Source organism: Legionella norrlandica (genome assembly GCF_000770585.1).
Lineage (GTDB): Bacteria > Pseudomonadota > Gammaproteobacteria > Legionellales > Legionellaceae > Legionella > Legionella norrlandica.
The window spans coordinates 59,736-76,488 of the sequence record NZ_JNCF01000006.1 but is presented as its reverse complement, the minus strand read 5'-3'; the positions used below and the strand labels follow the sequence as shown (position 1 = coordinate 76,488).

The following is a 16,753-nucleotide window of genomic DNA, read 5'->3' as shown; positions in this document are numbered from 1 at the left end:
TTATGCCACAATATGGAATGTGATGACGACTACCCTTTTTCCAATAATCCTAGCGGGAGGCTCTGGCACTAGATTATGGCCATTATCCCGGCAGAATTTTCCCAAACAATTTTTAAAATTAAATGGCGAATTGTCCCTAATTCAACAAACTATGAACAGGACAATAAGATTGCCAAGCAGCCAAACTATTATAGTCAGTAATGATGCTCATTATTTTATTTGCCAGGATCAATTACAAAATTTCAAGGCACAAACTACTTATTTACTTGAGCCTTGCGCACGCAACACAGCCCCTGCAATTGCTAGTGCGGCTCATTTTTTAGCCAATACTGCAGGAGAAGATGCTGTAATGCTGGTTTTACCTTCTGATCATTGGATATCGGATGATGACATTTGGCTAAACGCCATGCTAACCGGTGGACAATTTGCTTTACAAAACAACGCAATAGTGACCTTTGGCATAAAACCGGATAGCCCCAAAACCGGATATGGGTATATAGAAGGAGGCAGATCCCTAACTAACGAGGTAAAACAAGTTGTAAGTTTTAGAGAAAAACCAGACTCTCAAACTGCTGCCCAATTTATCAGTAATGGTAATTATTTCTGGAATAGTGGAATGTTTATTTGTCGAGCAGGAGTCTATCTTGAGGAGTTAAAACGATTTGAAGCCCAAATCTTTCAATTTAGTAAACAAGCACTAAGCCATGCTCAGCATCACCATGATTTTTTACGTCTTGATTTGGATTACTTTTCACAATGTAAAGAAGAGTCCATAGACTATGCCATAATGGAAAAAACTGATAAAGCCGTCGTAATCCCACTCTCCATGCCATGGAGTGATTTGGGTTGTTGGACTGCAGTTGCTGATGCCAATAAACAAGATGAGCATGGAAATACTTTGGTTGGAAATGTCATCGCCCAAGATAGTCGTAATTGCCTGATTAATAGTGAGCATTTATTAGTAACCACAGTGGGAATCCAGGATCAAATCATAGTAGCCACTAGTGACGCCGTATTAGTAGCTGATAAGCGCTATTCACAACAAGTTAAAGATTTGGTGAGTTCCTTACGCAAAGATCATCTTCACTTAACTCAAGATCACCAGAGAGTACCGAGACCTTGGGGATATTATGAAGTACTCGCGGAAGGAGCTTCTTTTAAAGTAAAGCGCCTTATGGTTAAAGCGGGGGCAAAGCTCTCTTTACAGACGCACCAACATCGTGCAGAACATTGGGTGGTTGTTGCTGGTGAAGCAGAAGTAGTTAATGGCAACAACACCTTCCGGTTATCTAAAAACCGCTCCACTTATATCCCACAAAACACCTTGCACCGTTTAAGTAATCCTACCCAAGAACCATTGTTTGTTATTGAAGTACAAAGTGGCGCTTACCTCGGGGAAGATGATATTAAGCGTTTTGATGATATGTATTTAAGAAGCGGAGTAGAGCTGGCAGAGGCATAATCAAAATGTACTTCTCAATCCTTGTCTTAGAAATTGCATTACATTATATGATAAATCTCCACTGCTTCAGGACGGTTTGTAATTGAAAAGCTGGTAGAATTCTGAGACAGTATTTCTTTAATTGCAAATCGTAATCAAGATAAGGATGTCTGATGAGCTTTCTGAAGGAATTTAAAGAATTTGCTATGCGGGGCAATGTGGTTGACTTGGCAGTTGCTGTTGTGATGGGGGTAGCTTTTAATAAAATTGTAGCCGCTTTAGTTGATGGGATTATTATGCCTTTTGTTGGTTTGTTATTAGGAGGCATAGATATTGCAAAATTCAGTTTTACCGTCGGGGATGCTCAAATCAAGTGGGGAAGTTTTTTACAAAATGTCATTGATTTTATTATCGTTGCTTTTGCCATTTTCCTGTTCGTAAAATTGATTAATCTGATTCAAAGAAAAAAAGTAGATGAAACTGAAACCAAACCACAGACCCCAGAAATTCAATTACTTACTGAAATACGCGACCTGCTCGCAAAAAAATTACAATAACAGCAGGTTTTTGGCTTCCCTTTTTTAATTTTAGAGTTTTTTGCTAAGCTCTGCATGGGATTGATTGAGTTCTTTTCTGTCAAAACCTTTTGGCTTATCTAGTAGTCGTTTAAAAGGGAGAATGAGTCTTTATCATTGCCCTAGTTATAATGAAAAAAGCGAATAAAAATATTTACTTTCAAACAACATCTCTCATAAGTTCTCGCAAATTTTAGTATCAATAATGTAAACCCAGGAATACCCGACTTGTATTCAAAATAAATATTATGTTATAAAAAAGAACAAACTTGCTTCTTATAGTATCATTTATATTAAGCAATTAATAAAAATTAAAAAAGAGAAAGAGATCGCTTATGGCAACCAGTAGTTTAATTCTTCAATCTTATCTGGAAACTCTCAAAAACGATGAGGAAATTGAGCTACGCTATGATGAAAAAGTAGAAGAACTTCTTGAGTATAACAGAAAAGCTAAAGGTGGAGATTTCATGACTCCTCTAAGCTTTTATCTTGGAATTTTAGAAAATACAGATGAAGTCATACTTCATTATATGAATGAAGAAAATAAAAAAAAATTTCTACGCGATTTGCAAGTTACCTATTTGCTGTTGCTAGCTGAAAAAAAATATGAAGAACAACACCAAAAAGTTGAAAATTTTAGAATATATACGAAACACCTTAAACGATGTGCCGAATTAATAGATTATTTAAATTACAAGAAAATAAGCCTAGGACAAGAAACTCCTCTCACTCAAAAATATCGTCAGGCTACTGATGGCTATCCTGTTAAATACTTAAGCATTTTCCTTGGCAAAGAGTTGGCTGAGAAAATAGTCGACTCTCTAGATCATAAAACCAAAACTATCAAAGAAGCGATGGGTTGGTTTAATGAGAAACGATTGTATTGGGTTTGGGGATCAAGCTTCTTAAAAGTGATACTGGGGGCATTACCTACTGATTTTTTCAATGTAACTCAGGCAACTCAAGTTGTTAAAGCTCCTGATCCCTATACTGGTACAATAAGTTGGGCTTTATATTATTTTCGATTCTCCCTCAATATGTTTCTTTTGCTGAAACACACCATTAAAGGCCCTTGGATGAGTGAAAAGGAGAAAAGGAAACCTTGGACAGAACGATTCCTTACTCAATGGGACCAAAGAAAATTCAGCTTACTCAATGATTCCATTTGGGCGACAGGAAACCTGGTTTGTTTTTTTTGGTTAACTGGGAAAGGAGCCCTAGGTACTTGGGGTGACGTTTTAACGTTAGCTCTTTTAGTATTCGACATTAGTATAGCCATATGGGATTTTGAAGAGCAAAAAACTCGCCATAATAAAGAAATGCTTGATTTTGATAACAACATTAAAGGATTAGAACGCTTAATTAAAAAAGCCAAAGAAAAATTCAAGGAAGAGGGGGACGAAGAGACTGCTAAAAAAATAAGGGAATACGAATTGCAATTATCAGGTTAAAACGGGCAAGAAAACAAGAAGAAAGAACGTGGGATTTGCAAAAGATTAGTTTATACACCAACATAGCTTATGCCATTGGTTTAATGCTCGCTTTTGCTTTACTAGCAGCACCTTTCATGCCTTTCGCAGGTCCTGCTTTACTTGCAATTACTATTGCTGGTGCTGCTCTTTGTCTTGCCTTTACAGTGATTTATAATGGGGTCAAAGGAGGAGTAGAAGTCTATAAAGCTCATGTTTCATCTAAAGAAACTAAAGAAGAATATAATAACAAAGTAGAGTTATTCAAACTTCTTTTGGAAAAAAATGCCGACCTGGATGATAACGAGAAAAAGTTCCTCTTTCTGGAAATTAAAAAATTAAAGGCAGAAGCGGAGTATCAAAAACAAATGGTTGTTTTTCAAACCATGCATTTAGTTCGTTCGGTACTCATCGAATCACTTATCCCCGCGATTGTTTTTGTTAGTTTTGTCTTCCTGCCTTTAGGGATTGGATTCGCAGTCCTCGGAGCAACTATTGGAGTTGCTATTGCTACCAACTTGATGATCAATGCGATTTTCAAACCTGCGAAAGATACGATTAAAGCTTTTGATGACAATGAATATAAGGCTTTCTGTGAAGATCCGGATAACTGGTGGAAACCTAAAGCCAAACCTAGTTTCTTTCAATCCAAAGAAAAATCACCCCCTCGAAATTCAGTTGACAAGAGCCAACAACCTGAAGGAGCTATGGAAGAAGTTGATAATGAAACAAGTGATTGGCAATCTTTATTAAGCAATAATCAGAGCAAAATCATACCTTGTTGATTCAAAACCATTCTACAAAAATGATTAGAATGACGCTTTTAATTCATATAACATATAAAGTATGATTTTGCCTGAGCGGTACTACGGTGCGTTGATAACTACTATTGTTGGTCTCAAAATGGTCCAAGTCATTTACCTTGTGAAGCAGCATTTATTAATTCAATCATATTATCGCGTAACCACCTTGGGACAATTGACAAAAAGGTGTATAATTGCACATTTTTTAATGTGTGCAGATTTTATTTGTTTTTTGCAAAAATAAAGCTTTGCTTTCATTCATATGGTTAAAATGGTTAAAAAATGAATCTTGAACAGTTATATGATGTCATAGTAGTAGGCGGAGGACATGCTGGCACAGAAGCGGCTCTTGCTGCAGCACGTATTGGCGTGAAAACTTTACTACTGACTCATAACATAGACTTGCTTGGGCAAATGTCCTGTAATCCTGCAATAGGCGGTATAGGGAAAGGGCACTTAGTCAAAGAAATTGACGCCCTGGACGGAGCAATGGCTAAAGCAGCTGATCGGGCAGGTATTCAATTTCGTATTCTCAATGCATCCAAAGGTCCGGCTGTTCGAGCAACCCGTGCTCAAGCAGATCGAGTTCTTTATAGGCAAGCAATTCGTGAGCAACTTCAAACACAGCCTAATTTAACTATATTCCAACAGGCTGTTGATGATTTGATAATTGAAAATGGTTTAGTAACCGGTGTTGTAACCCAGATGGGGCTGAATCTCAGGGCACGGGCAGTTGTATTAACCGTAGGAACTTTCTTGGGTGGTAAAATTCATGTGGGAATGAGCCAATATGAAGGAGGTAGAGCTGGGGATCCGCCATCGATAGCATTAGCTAAAAGCCTGCGAGATCTAGATTTACCTGTTGGCCGTCTGAAAACGGGAACTCCGCCACGAATAGATAAAAGAACTATTGATTTTAGCCAGATGGTTGTGCAGCCAGGCGATACCCCAACCCCCGTGTTCTCATACTTGGGTAGCGTTCTGCACCATCCCAAACAGATTCCGTGCCACATAACGCATACTACTGAAGCTACTCATGAAATTATAAGAAATAACTTGGATAAATCGCCAATGTATGCGGGAATTATTGAAGGGGTTGGACCTCGTTATTGCCCTTCAATAGAGGACAAGGTCGTTCGCTTTGCTGATAAAACATCTCATCAAATTTTTGTTGAACCGGAAGGCTTAACAACAGAAGAAATATACCCTAATGGAATTTCTACAAGCTTGCCTTTTGAAGTACAAGTGCAATTTGTCCGTACAATTAAGGGATTTGAAAATGCACACATCACTAGACCAGGTTATGCCATCGAGTATGATTACTTCGATCCTCGCGGATTAACTTCCTTTTTGCAAACCAAAGTAATTTCAAATTTGTTTTTTGCTGGGCAAATTAACGGTACCACTGGATATGAGGAAGCAGCAGCACAAGGAATTATTGCTGGTATGAATGCCGCTTTGCAAGTACAAGATAAAGAATTGTGGTGTCCACGCAGAGATGAAGCCTATATTGGTGTTCTCATTGATGATTTAATCACCTGTGGAACACAAGAACCCTATAGAATGTTTACTTCAAGAGCCGAATATCGATTGCTATTGCGTGAAGACAACGCTGATTTAAGATTAACAGAAACCGGTCGAAAACTTGGCCTAGTTGGTGAAAGGCGATGGGAAATCTTTTCCAAAAAACGGGAAACTATAGAGTCGTCCCAAACTTTGTTGCATAACAGCTGGGTTAGAGTAAATCATAATGAGTTGTTTAAAGATATCCTTCTTAATCCCATGCAACATGATTGCCGAGCCGATGAATTCCTGAAGCGTCCTGAAATTAACTATCAACATTTATTAATGATAGAAGACTTAGATTTGCCCAAATTACCTCTGGATGTCACAGAGCAAATCGAAATTCAAAATAAATATGTCGGGTATATTGATAGACAACAACACGAAATTGAAAAATTACGCAAGCATGAAAATACTTTGTTACCAGACAACTTGGATTATAATGAGGTCATTGGTTTATCAAGTGAAGTTATTCAAAAGCTTAATCGAATCAAGCCAACCACTATAGCTCAGGCTGGACGTATTTCTGGCGTCACACCAGCGGCTTTGTCGCTATTACTTGTACACTTGAAAAAAAATCGACTTCCTGTATGACTGACAACGCCAAAATAAAACTATTACTCAGCGAGGGTTTAAAATCATTTGGGCTAGATTCTATTTGTGATCCATTATGGTATTTTTTATTACTACTCAATAAATGGAATAAAGCCTATAATCTGACTGCAATACGCGATATAGAAACTATGATCAGCAAGCATCTATTCGATAGTCTTGCCATCTTACCCTGGATTAAAGGGGAAAAAATTTTAGACGTTGGGACTGGAGCTGGCTTACCAGGCATTCCTTTGGCTATTGCCAAACCTGGTTTACAATTTGTATTATTGGATAGTAATGGAAAAAAAATTCGTTTTCTAAATGAAGTAAAACGTCAACTTAATTTAAAAAATCTTGAGCTGATACAAATTAGGGTTGAGAACTACCACCCAAATTATGGTTTTGATACAGTAATAAGCAGAGCATTTAGCAGTCTCGAACAAATGATTAACTGGACTCAACACCTTATCGCTCAAGATGGGTTATGGTTAGCAATGAAAGGCCGATTTCCAGATACTGAATTAGCTACAATCCATAAAAAATACCAAATTGAACGATATCTTGTACAGGATATCGAAGGTGAGCGTTGCTGCGTGCTTATCAATAACACGAACAAGGAATAATTATGGCGAGAGTCATAGCCATTGCCAATCAAAAAGGTGGGGTAGGCAAAACAACTACAGCCATCAATTTATCCGCATCACTGGCGGCATCAAAACAAGAAGTCTTGCTGATCGATTTGGACCCGCAAGGTAATGCAACGATGGGAAGTGGTGTAGATAAAAACCAACTGGTTCATACAACCAATGACGTTTTATTACGTGATTGTCTTGCTGAACAAGCTTGTCTGGCTACCAGTTGCGGCTATGATTTAATACCAGGTAACGATGATTTGACCGTCGCAGAAGTCAGCTTAATGGAACGCAATCATCGAGAAACTTTTCTATTCAAGGCCTTACAACCTATACAATCAAACTATGATTTTATTCTGATCGATTGCCCCCCTGCATTGAATACATTGACCATTAATGCTTTAGTTGCTGCAGATTCTGTCTTAATTCCTATGCAATGTGAATATTTTGCATTGGAAGGGTTAGCTGCACTATTGTCTACTATTGAGCAAATTAAGTCTTCAGTCAATCCGCGTTTGCATATTGAAGGAGTTCTTCGAACTATGTACGATGCGCGAAATAGACTATGCGCTGAAGTTTCCAAACAATTACTAGAACATTTCCCAGCCAAAGTGTATAGGACAGTGGTACCACGCAATGTCAGGCTCGCAGAAGCGCCCAGTCATGGGATGCCCGCTTTGCAATATGATAAATCCTCACCAGGTGCGGCAGCGTATATGGTACTTGCCGCTGAAGTGCTTAGCAAACAAACCATAGCAGGTTAATTTGAGGTTAAATAATGACAGTAAAACGCAGCAGTTTAGGACGTAATTTATCTGCTTTATTAAGTCAATCAGGCGGTACTTTTCTCAACGAACAATCCAAATCAGAACAACTAAGATTGGCAGTGACTTGTTTGCAACCAGGTAAATATCAGCCTCGTGGTGGAATGGAAGAAACCCCGCTAAATGAGCTTGCGCAATCTATTAAGCAGCAAGGTGTTTTGCAGCCTTTATTAGTTAGAGAATTAGAAAGTGGTCGATATGAAATCATTGCTGGTGAACGACGGTGGCGTGCAAGCCAGTTAGCGGGACTCACGGAAGTCCCTGTTATACTGAAGCAGGTAGACGATGAAACTGCAATGGCCATGGCTTTAGTTGAAAATTTACAGCGCGAAGATTTAAATGCCATGGATCAAGCACGAGCTATGCATCGACTCACTACCGAGTTTGCCCTCACACACCAACAAGTTGCTGATCTATTATGTAAATCCCGCACTGCAGTAAGCAATTTCCTTCGTTTACTCTCCCTATCAAATCCGGTAAAAAAGCTGCTGGAAAATGGAGATATAGACATGGGGCATGCCCGAGCGTTGCTAACATTAGATGAGGATCAGCAAAATCAAGTTTCCCAGTTAATAGTAGCCAAGAATTTATCAGTAAGAGAAACTGAGCAATTGGTTGAACGAATAAAAGCTGGAAAACCAGAACCAATGCACCATAAAGAGCATAATCCTTTATTCAGAGAGCAATTGAATTCTTTGGCGAAGCATCTACAAACCAAAGTTAAGTTAAAACAAGGGAAAACTGGCAAAGGGACGTTAGTCATTCATTATGATAGCGATCATAATTTACAGAAAATCATTACGCAGTTATTAAGTTAATTTGAATTTAATGGAATCAAAAGAAGAAAGCCTGGAAACTCCATTTTAAACCGGGTTTACTTATGAAACCCGGTAGTAAAATAATCTTAAATTGGACATGTGTTTTTATTTTCTTGTCATAACCAGTACACAAAGACAAATAGGAATAACCATACCACGTCTACAAAGTGCCAATACCAAGCAACACCCTCAAAGGCAAAATGGCGTTCAGGGGTGAAATCTCCCCTTTTACACCTAATTAAAATGACAATAAGCATTATGGTACCTATAGTAACATGCAATCCATGAAACCCCGTGAGCATAAAAAATGTAGTCCCATATATGCCAGCCCCTAATGTTAAATTCATTTCTGTATAAGCTTCATGATATTCATAGCTTTGCAACATTAAAAACAAAATACCCAAGGCTATTGTTAATGACATTCCCATCAATAGTTGTATGCGTTTGTTTAACTTCAAAGCCCAATGTGCCCAAGTGATTGTTACCCCGGAGGTTAATAAAATAATGGTATTGATCGCGGCCAAACCCCATGCTCCCATAGCTTCATGAGCGCCAGCAAATGTCTGATCATTCGGATTAATTAATAAAGGCCAAGATGCTTTAAATTCTGGCCATAAAATATAATGGGTAATAGGATGCATTTCGCCACCCAAAACCGGCACAGACCAAAATCGAGCGAAAAACAAAGCGCCAAAAAACGCTGCAAAAAAGCAAACCTCAGAAAATATGAACCAACACATTCCCCAACGAAATGATCTATCGACTTGTGAATCGTAGAGGCCTTTATTGTTTTCATAAATGACTTGGCCAAACCATCCAACCATCATTCCTATCAAAATACATAGCCCGCTGATAAATATATAAGGGCCATACCAATCATGATGCAGCCAAGATGCAGCACCTACTAAAGTAGTAGTCAATCCAATTGAACCGACTAGAGGCCAGTGGCTGGGTTTGGGGATATAATATGTACCATGTGCTCCCATTGTATTTTAATCTCCTGTAACAATATTTCTTTTAACCAGATTTGGTTTGAATCTGCTAATATTTTGCTCTACTCGTCACATCAAACAAAGTATAAGACAGCGTCACTGTTTTAACATTTTTTGGTAAATCTGTATCCAAGTGGAATAGTAATGGCATATTCATGGCTTCATGACCATTTAGTGTTTGCTGTGTAAAACAGAAGCACTCCGTTTTTTTTAAATATTTTGCAGCAATTCCTGGTGTTATGCTGGGAATTGCCTGAACTGTCATGGCATGATCTGTTTTATTTTCCGCATAGAATGCCAATTTTACTATTTTTCCTGGATGTACTTTAATTTTTTTGGTCTTGGGATAGAACTCCCAAGGTACTCCACTATTATTTGTTGCTACGAACTCAACTAATACTTCCCTGTCCTCGTCAATTTTTGCTTGGTTTTCATTATAAGCAATGGCTTCCATTTTTGTTTTGCCATTGATACCCAAACTTTTGCACAGACTATTGTAAATAGGGACCAAGGCAAAACCAAATCCAAACATTCCTAATACTAACAATGTCAAGAGAGCCAGTAGTTTTTGTTGCTTCTTCTCCTTGCTCATTAATAAGCCACCTTTAATGAATTTCAGGTGGGGTTGTAAAAGTATGGTAAGGTGGTGGAGATGGTAAGGTCCACTCCAGACCATGTGATCCTTCCCAAACCCTGCCGGTTGCAATGTCCTTATTAGTACCTCTTTTTCTTATTGTTACTACCACGTTATATAAGAATAGCAATTGGGAGAATCCAAAAATAAAGGCGCCAATTGTTACAACCATATTAAAATTGGCGAATTGTAAAGCATAATCAGGGATTCTTCTTGGCATTCCAGCTAAACCTAAGAAATGCATTGGAAAAAAGGTTAAATTGACAGAAATTACAGAAAGCCAAAAATGCCATTTGCCTAAACATTCGTTATACATATGTCCAGTCCATTTAGGCAACCAATAATATGTCGCTGCTAGCAGAGCAAATATCACTCCTGGTACAAGAACATAATGGAAATGACCAACCACAAAATAGCTATCTTGATACTGAAAATCTGCAGGAACTAATGCCAACATTAATCCGGTGAAACCACCAATCGTAAATAAAAATACAAAAGCTACTGCAAATAACATTGGGGTTTCAAAGGTCATAGCCCCTTTAAACATAGTACTCACCCAGTTAAATACCTTGATACCAGTGGGCACTGCAATAAGCATCGTAGCATACATAAAAAATAATTCTGCTCCCAATGGAATTCCTGTTGTGAACATATGATGTGCCCATACGATGAAGGACAATATTGCAATGCTCACAGTAGCGTAAACCATAAAATGGTAACCAAATAGAGGCTTGCGGCTAAAAGTAGGAATAATTTCTGAAATAACTCCAAAAGCAGGTAAGACTAAAACATAAACTTCAGGATGACCAAAAACCAGAATACGTGCTGAAACAGAATTGGATCACCACCGCCAGCTGCATTAAAGAAAGAAGTACCAAAATGCCTATCAGCTAACATCATGGTCACAGCACCTGCCAAAACAGGCATGATCGCAATCAATAAAAATGCTGTAATAAGCCATGTCCAAACAAAAAGAGGCATTTTCATTAAAGTCATGCCCGGAGCTCTCATATTTAGAATAGTTGCAATAATATTAATTGACCCCATAATCGATGAAAGCCCCATCATATGAATGGAAAAGATCATAAAATCAGTACTGGGCGGAGCATATGTTGTGGATAACGGCGCATACATTGTCCAACCAAAATTAGGACCACCTCCAGCATGAAACATAGTAGAGAACAACAGGCAAAACGCAAAAGGTAAAATCCAAAAGCTCCAGTTATTTAAACGAGGTAAAGCCATATCAGGCGCCCCAATCATCATAGGGATTTGCCAGTTTGCCATCCCTGTGAATGCTGGCATAACCACACCAAATAACATAATCAACCCATGCAATGTCGTCATTTGGTTGAAAAAATTGGGGTCAACAAAGCGATGGCCAGGCTGAAATAATTCCGCCCTGATGACTAAAGCCATTGCCCCTGCCACAAAGAAACTTATCATAGCCAGCCATAGATACAGAGTGCCTATGTCTTTATGGTTAGTGGTAAATAACCATCTTTTTACAAATCCCATAAAACCCTTGCCTTGCTCGGGACCATGATCTTCATGAGAATCTTCTGAATGCGCTATTGCGTATTTCATTGCAAACCTCCAGCTTTAGCTTTATTAACCATGGTAGGTTTAATATCGGTACCATGTCGCAGTGCCGCAACATCTGCGGGTTGAATCAAATCATTAGTGTTATTACCCCAAGCATTACGCTCGTATGTCACAATGGCTGCAATTTCTTCATCAGATAACTGATCTTTATAAGCTTGCATTGCTGATCCAGGCACACCATTGAGAAGTAATTCAATATGACGTGAAATCGGTTTCCCAACAGCAACAGAGCTGCCTTTAAGGGGAGGATACATTGGAGGTAAACCAGTACCATTGATTTGATGACAAGCAGAGCAAATCAGCTCATATTTTTGCTTACCTAACGTCATTAATTCATCGCGAGTCATTATTTTTTGTTCGCTCGGCTTTCCTTCTTTTTGGATATAAATATCTTCTACTTTAGTTTGCTCATTCACCCAGCGCTCAAACTCATCATCATTAACTGCTTTCACGACAATAGGCATAAAAGCATGATTAATACCGCAAAGTTCTGCGCATTGACCTCTGTATACTCCTGGCTTTTCAATTCTCGCCCATGCTTCATGCATAAATCCAGGTATAGCATCTCTCTTAACGCCTAATTCGGGAACCCACCACGAGTGGACTACATCATTAGACGTGACTAAAAATCGAATTTTCCTGTTAACTGGCAGTACCAAAGGTTTATCCACCTCCAATAAATACCATTGATTCTTTTTTTGTTTATTCTCAATCTGTTCGTACGGCGTTGATAAACTGCTAAAATAGCTGATGCCTTGATCCAAATATTGATATTGCCATTTCCATTGATAGCCTACTATCTTGACGGTAACATCAGATAGCTCTGTATCATCCATACGCATTAATACTCTGGTTGCGGGTATAGCAAGCCCTACAAGAATCAAGAAGGGAATAATTGTCCAAACTATTTCTAATTTTGGATTGTCATGAAAAGTCGCAGCTTGATATCCCTTTGACTTTCTATGATGAACTAATGAATAAATCATCACTCCAAAAACAATAATACCAATCACTGCACAAACAGCCATAGCTGCCATATGGAGGTAGTACATATCATTGCTTAAAGGAGTCACCCCTTTATACATATTTAACTGCCAATGATCTGCTGCCGCCAATACTGATTGTGCTGAAATCAAGGCGCTAAATAACACAATTAATTTACAGATTTTTAACCTGTTTAACATCCCAATCCCTCTTCTCTTTAAAGTAGTCGGGAAAACCGACTCATATTTTAAGCTAAGCTCATTCATTCATCTTAAATTCACAGACAACCTTACCACAAAGAATAATTACCTTCGGTTTTAGATTGGCTTACCATATATTTGATTGCTTCAATTACTTCATCTGTTGAGCAATGTTTACACCCGCCATTTTTCAAATGGTTTTTTCCTGAAATTGTATTTTTGAATAAGACATCCATATTTTGCGCTATTAGTGGCTTCCAGATTTCCTTATCGCCGATTTTAGGAGCTCCTAATTTGCCCTCATTATGGCAAACAGCACAATTTTCATTGTAGATAGTCTTCCCATTAGCGGGATATTTTTTAACTCCTCCTGAAGCTAAATCATGCCATTGAGATCGAGTCAATGAAGCGTTAAGCAAATAATCTACTGCAGAAATAATGTCATTATCAGAACAAGTAACGCATGCGCCCTTCACTGGCATTTGGTTATATCCATGAATAGCATGCCGGTATAACCCGGTTAAACCACTATCTTTCAAACGCATATACCAACCCGCTGAATCTCCAATCACTGGGGCACCCATTTTGTTATCCTGGTGACAAATCACACAAGCTTTCAAATAAACTTGCCTTCCCCGCGCAATAGAAGGAGGCATATAGGATGGAGAAAGACCTAAATACTCTTCGCTTTCTACCGTCTTAAGATAAGCTGCAATAGCCAACCTGTCTGACTCAGTCAGATGTCTTAGACTGTTATGATTGACTTCAGCCATAGGACCAGCCACAGGTCCGGCTTGATTGATTAATTCACCTTCTTTAAATACATCAGACACTTGTTCATGAGTTGCTGATTCTAACCCATATTTCGTGATATTCGGAGCCCAGTAGCCATCTATAAAACTACCAGTTAAATAATATCTATTTTTGGGAGCCCCAAATATATTCATAGGGGTATGGCACATACTGCAATGACCTAAAGTATCGACTATATATTTTCCACGATTCCACTCAGGCGATTTATCTGGCTCATATGGAATTACGTTTTCTTCAGGGAAGAAAAACAATAAGTTCCATCCCCACAATGAAAAACGAGCCCCTGGAACACCAAAAGGAAATGGCAACGCTTTATTTTTTAACTTAACAGGAGGAATACTCATAAAATAAGCATATAAAGCGCGAGCATCATCATCTGTCATCTTAGAGAAATAAACATAAGGGAATACCGGAAAGTAATTTCTTCCCTTAGGATCACGACCTTCCTTTAAAGCCCGAACAAAATCTTTTTCTGTCCAATTCCCTATTCCAGTTTCTTTATCCGGTGTAATGTTAGGACTATAGAACACCCCAAAAGGAGTATTAATCGGCAAACCACCCGCAAATGCAGGGGTATCTCCTTCAACATCTGTATGGCAGGCAATACAATCACCCATCCTTGCCAAGTATTCACCACGCTTGATCAGTTCCGCCTGTTCACCAGTGGCTGGTTTAGTTGCTGGATAGGTCGGGTAAAAGGGAATCATGACTTGCTCTACTGGGGCAAACAAATCCTTTTTTGGTTGTGCCTTTTCCGTTTTAACCTGTTCAGCTTCTACTTTTTCTGTTTGTATTTTTTCTGATTGTACCGTTTCTGCTTGTACAGATTGTCCTCCAATACCCAACACAACAAAGACGGATGCAATAATTATTTTTTTTCTAAACAAAGAGCCCACGCTCCCTCCTATTTGTTTCTATTTTGCACGACTCTCATGAGGAGACAGAATAATTGACGCATTGTATACTCCTCACTCGTCAAGTTGCAATGTATTCGCTTGTTAAAATCGGCTCTTTTAGAAAATCATAAATTTTATTTAATTGAAATCATTCAATCCATGCATAATATGAACGATATTCTTACAAAATCTTGTTAAGTGATATTACCGATAAATTTTATTTTGTAATGAATTTTAAAAATCTAATCAAATTATTATTTTCTTTCAATTTTGAACTAACAGATTAAAACCATCGCTGATATAATCGCTTCTTTCAATATACAAGGATTTAATATGTCTTTTAAGCCTGCCATAGAATTAGCAAAATTACAGCAAAATAATAGGGAAATTATAGTAATTGATGGCCATAAATTACTACTTCTTTGGCATGACAATCAAGTTTATGCTATTCAATCTCAATGCCCTCATTTAAAATTACCTTTAACCAAGGGAAAAATTACAGAAGCATGTTCTATTATATGCCCCTTTCACAAAAGTGAGTTTGATTTAAAAACAGGTGAAGCGAAATGTTGGTCACCCTGGCCTCCTGTTGTTGGTAATCTTTTAGGTAAAATCTCCTCAAAAAAGAATTTGAAAATTTATCCAACTCGAATTGAAGATGAGCAAATATTAGTTGACCTAGATTAGGAATGAGGTCTACCCAAAACAATCTTTAACAAGGTGAATTGAAGGTGAAAATATTTAATGCTATGTTCTCCAAAGTAAACGGTGGGCTTGAGCAAGTGTTTTTAAATTATATACCAGCTCTAAGTGCTCAAGGTAATCTTGTTATTCCAATCATTCATCCTAAAGCTGAAATAAAGGATTGTTGTCCTGCAGATCACCTGATCACCATACATAATTTCAATCAACATGATTTTTTCGCCGTTTATCGTCTAAGAAAGCTCCTTCAAATCCACCAGCCAGATTGCATCATCACTCATAGTTATAGGGCTGCGTACCTATTCAAAAAAACCAAAACTCAAATCCCCAAAATTGCTGTATGCCATGTAAAAGGTCATTATAATTTTGGTTCAGATGCCATCATCGCACTCACAGAACAAATGCGTCATGATATTATTAATTCAGGAATAGAGGAGCATAGAGTATTTACTGTTCCTAACCTGATTCACATCCCTAGTAACATTCAATATAGGGAACCCAAAGACACTCATGTCCCAGTGATCGGTGTATGCGCCAGATTTGCAGCTATTAAAGGCATTGATGTCTTTATAACCGCCTTAGCTGAGCTGAAAAAAAGAGGAGTTTTATTCAAAGCAAAAATTGCCGGTGATGGGAAAGAAAGAGAACAATATATCCATTTAATTAGCCATTATAATTTGGATAATGATGTCACTTTATTAGGTTGGATTAATGATAGGGAGTCATTTTATCAAAGTATTGATATTTTTTGTTTGCCATCCCGCGAAGAGTCCTTTGGTTTGGTTGTTTTAGAAAGTATGATGCATTCATTACCTATGGTTTTGACTCGCTTGTCAGGTCCTCTAGAAATTGTAGGAAATTCAGAATGCGCTCTTTTTGTTCCATCTGAAGATCCCATCCGGATGGCCGATGGATTAGAGTGCCTCATAAAGGATAAGCATAGGTGTAAGCAACTCGCATCGAGAGCTTTCCAAAGAGTACAGCATTATTCTAATGCCAATGTTGCTCCAATCCTACAAAACACGTTAGAGAAAATATGCCATAACTATAGAGCTACTGCGCGGGAAAGACAAAAATAGGCTCAAATTTATAAAGTATCATAGCTCATCGACTCAAATTGATAAGATCTTGCTCTGCAAAGGTTGAATGAGAAACTGGTTGAGAAAGCAGCACATATTAGAGTATATATCAGCCAATTTTCGTTCAAG

Annotated in this window: 14 protein-coding genes and 1 pseudogene; 10 read left to right on the top strand and 5 right to left on the bottom strand. The window is 38.2% G+C overall.

The window, feature by feature from the left end:
* The first annotated feature begins 22 nt into the window (after positions 1 to 22).
* From OK13_RS02780 to OK13_RS02750, 8 genes are all read left to right on the top strand, one after another.
* Complete coding sequence (locus OK13_RS02780; RefSeq protein WP_035887434.1) at positions 23 to 1,462, top strand: mannose-1-phosphate guanylyltransferase/mannose-6-phosphate isomerase; 1,440 nt, start codon at positions 23 to 25, stop codon at positions 1,460 to 1,462.
* Between the two features lie 152 nt (positions 1,463 to 1,614).
* Complete coding sequence (gene mscL, locus OK13_RS02775) at positions 1,615 to 1,998, top strand: large-conductance mechanosensitive channel protein MscL (RefSeq protein WP_035887432.1); 384 nt, start codon at positions 1,615 to 1,617, stop codon at positions 1,996 to 1,998.
* Positions 1,999 to 2,351: 353 nt separating this feature from the next.
* Positions 2,352 to 3,467 (top strand): hypothetical protein, encoded by a 1,116-nt coding sequence (locus OK13_RS15730; protein ID WP_277619256.1) that lies wholly within the window; start codon positions 2,352 to 2,354, stop codon positions 3,465 to 3,467.
* 35 nt (positions 3,468 to 3,502) lie between these two features.
* Positions 3,503 to 4,270, top strand: coding sequence for a hypothetical protein (locus OK13_RS15725; protein ID WP_277619255.1), 768 nt, complete (start codon positions 3,503 to 3,505; stop codon positions 4,268 to 4,270).
* Positions 4,271 to 4,570: 300 nt separating this feature from the next.
* Positions 4,571 to 6,445: a tRNA uridine-5-carboxymethylaminomethyl(34) synthesis enzyme MnmG gene (gene mnmG / locus OK13_RS02765; RefSeq protein WP_035887430.1), complete on the top strand. Its 1,875-nt coding sequence runs from the start codon at positions 4,571 to 4,573 to the stop codon at positions 6,443 to 6,445.
* Positions 6,442 to 7,068 carry a 16S rRNA (guanine(527)-N(7))-methyltransferase RsmG gene (rsmG, locus tag OK13_RS02760; RefSeq protein ID WP_035887428.1) on the top strand — a complete coding sequence of 209 codons (627 nt, stop codon included), beginning with the start codon at positions 6,442 to 6,444 and terminating at the stop codon, positions 7,066 to 7,068. The genes mnmG and rsmG overlap by 4 nt, the downstream gene beginning before the upstream one ends.
* Positions 7,069 to 7,070: 2 nt before the next feature.
* Complete coding sequence (locus OK13_RS02755; RefSeq protein WP_035887426.1) at positions 7,071 to 7,841, top strand: ParA family protein; 771 nt, start codon at positions 7,071 to 7,073, stop codon at positions 7,839 to 7,841.
* Positions 7,842 to 7,855: 14 nt separating this feature from the next.
* A complete protein-coding gene (locus OK13_RS02750; protein WP_035887425.1) occupies positions 7,856 to 8,719 on the top strand; it encodes a ParB/RepB/Spo0J family partition protein in 864 nt (287 codons plus the stop codon).
* A 116-nt stretch (positions 8,720 to 8,835) separates the two neighbouring features.
* Here the strand turns inward: OK13_RS02750 and OK13_RS02745 are convergent, their stop codons facing one another.
* The 5 genes and pseudogenes from OK13_RS02745 to OK13_RS02725 form a co-directional block, all read right to left on the bottom strand.
* On the bottom strand, positions 8,836 to 9,705 hold the full coding sequence (locus OK13_RS02745) for a cytochrome c oxidase subunit 3 (RefSeq protein ID WP_035887423.1): 870 nt from the start codon (positions 9,703 to 9,705) through the stop codon (positions 8,836 to 8,838).
* A 55-nt stretch (positions 9,706 to 9,760) separates the two neighbouring features.
* The gene (locus OK13_RS02740) at positions 9,761 to 10,303 is read right to left on the bottom strand and encodes a cytochrome c oxidase assembly protein (RefSeq protein WP_035887421.1); all 543 of its coding nucleotides are present in this window, start codon (positions 10,301 to 10,303) and stop codon (positions 9,761 to 9,763) included.
* 13 nt (positions 10,304 to 10,316) lie between these two features.
* Positions 10,317 to 11,932 (bottom strand): annotated as a pseudogene (gene ctaD / locus OK13_RS02735) (cytochrome c oxidase subunit I).
* Positions 11,929 to 13,134 carry a cytochrome c oxidase subunit II gene (gene coxB / locus OK13_RS02730; protein WP_035887420.1) on the bottom strand — a complete coding sequence of 402 codons (1,206 nt, stop codon included), beginning with the start codon at positions 13,132 to 13,134 and terminating at the stop codon, positions 11,929 to 11,931. Before coxB ends, ctaD begins: the two are co-directional and overlap by 4 nt.
* A gap of 89 nt (positions 13,135 to 13,223) precedes the next feature.
* Positions 13,224 to 14,843 (bottom strand): c-type cytochrome, encoded by a 1,620-nt coding sequence (locus OK13_RS02725; RefSeq protein ID WP_035887418.1) that lies wholly within the window; start codon positions 14,841 to 14,843, stop codon positions 13,224 to 13,226.
* Between the two features lie 333 nt (positions 14,844 to 15,176).
* Here OK13_RS02725 and OK13_RS02720 point away from each other — a divergent pair, with 333 nt between their 5' ends.
* On the top strand, positions 15,177 to 15,530 hold the full coding sequence (locus OK13_RS02720) for a Rieske (2Fe-2S) protein (protein ID WP_035887416.1): 354 nt from the start codon (positions 15,177 to 15,179) through the stop codon (positions 15,528 to 15,530).
* Positions 15,531 to 15,574: 44 nt separating this feature from the next.
* The gene (locus OK13_RS02715) at positions 15,575 to 16,624 is read left to right on the top strand and encodes a glycosyltransferase family 4 protein (protein WP_035887415.1); all 1,050 of its coding nucleotides are present in this window, start codon (positions 15,575 to 15,577) and stop codon (positions 16,622 to 16,624) included.
* The last annotated feature ends 129 nt before the right edge of the window (positions 16,625 to 16,753 follow it).

Bases quoted from the DNA above. Each gene is read 5' to 3' on its own strand.
- OK13_RS02780 (WP_035887434.1), top strand. From the start codon at position 23: ATGACGACTACCCTTTTTCCAATAATCCTAGCGGGAGGCTCTGGCACT.
- mscL (WP_035887432.1), top strand. From the start codon at position 1,615: ATGAGCTTTCTGAAGGAATTTAAAGAATTTGCTATGCGGGGCAATGTG.
- OK13_RS15730 (WP_277619256.1), top strand. From the start codon at position 2,352: ATGGCAACCAGTAGTTTAATTCTTCAATCTTATCTGGAAACTCTCAAA.
- mnmG (WP_035887430.1), top strand. From the start codon at position 4,571: ATGAATCTTGAACAGTTATATGATGTCATAGTAGTAGGCGGAGGACAT.
- rsmG (WP_035887428.1), top strand. From the start codon at position 6,442: ATGACTGACAACGCCAAAATAAAACTATTACTCAGCGAGGGTTTAAAA.
- OK13_RS02755 (WP_035887426.1), top strand. From the start codon at position 7,071: ATGGCGAGAGTCATAGCCATTGCCAATCAAAAAGGTGGGGTAGGCAAA.
- OK13_RS02750 (WP_035887425.1), top strand. From the start codon at position 7,856: ATGACAGTAAAACGCAGCAGTTTAGGACGTAATTTATCTGCTTTATTA.
- OK13_RS02745 (WP_035887423.1), bottom strand. From the start codon at position 9,705: ATGGGAGCACATGGTACATATTATATCCCCAAACCCAGCCACTGGCCT.
- OK13_RS02740 (WP_035887421.1), bottom strand. From the start codon at position 10,303: ATGAGCAAGGAGAAGAAGCAACAAAAACTACTGGCTCTCTTGACATTG.
- coxB (WP_035887420.1), bottom strand. From the start codon at position 13,134: ATGTTAAACAGGTTAAAAATCTGTAAATTAATTGTGTTATTTAGCGCC.
- OK13_RS02720 (WP_035887416.1), top strand. From the start codon at position 15,177: ATGTCTTTTAAGCCTGCCATAGAATTAGCAAAATTACAGCAAAATAAT.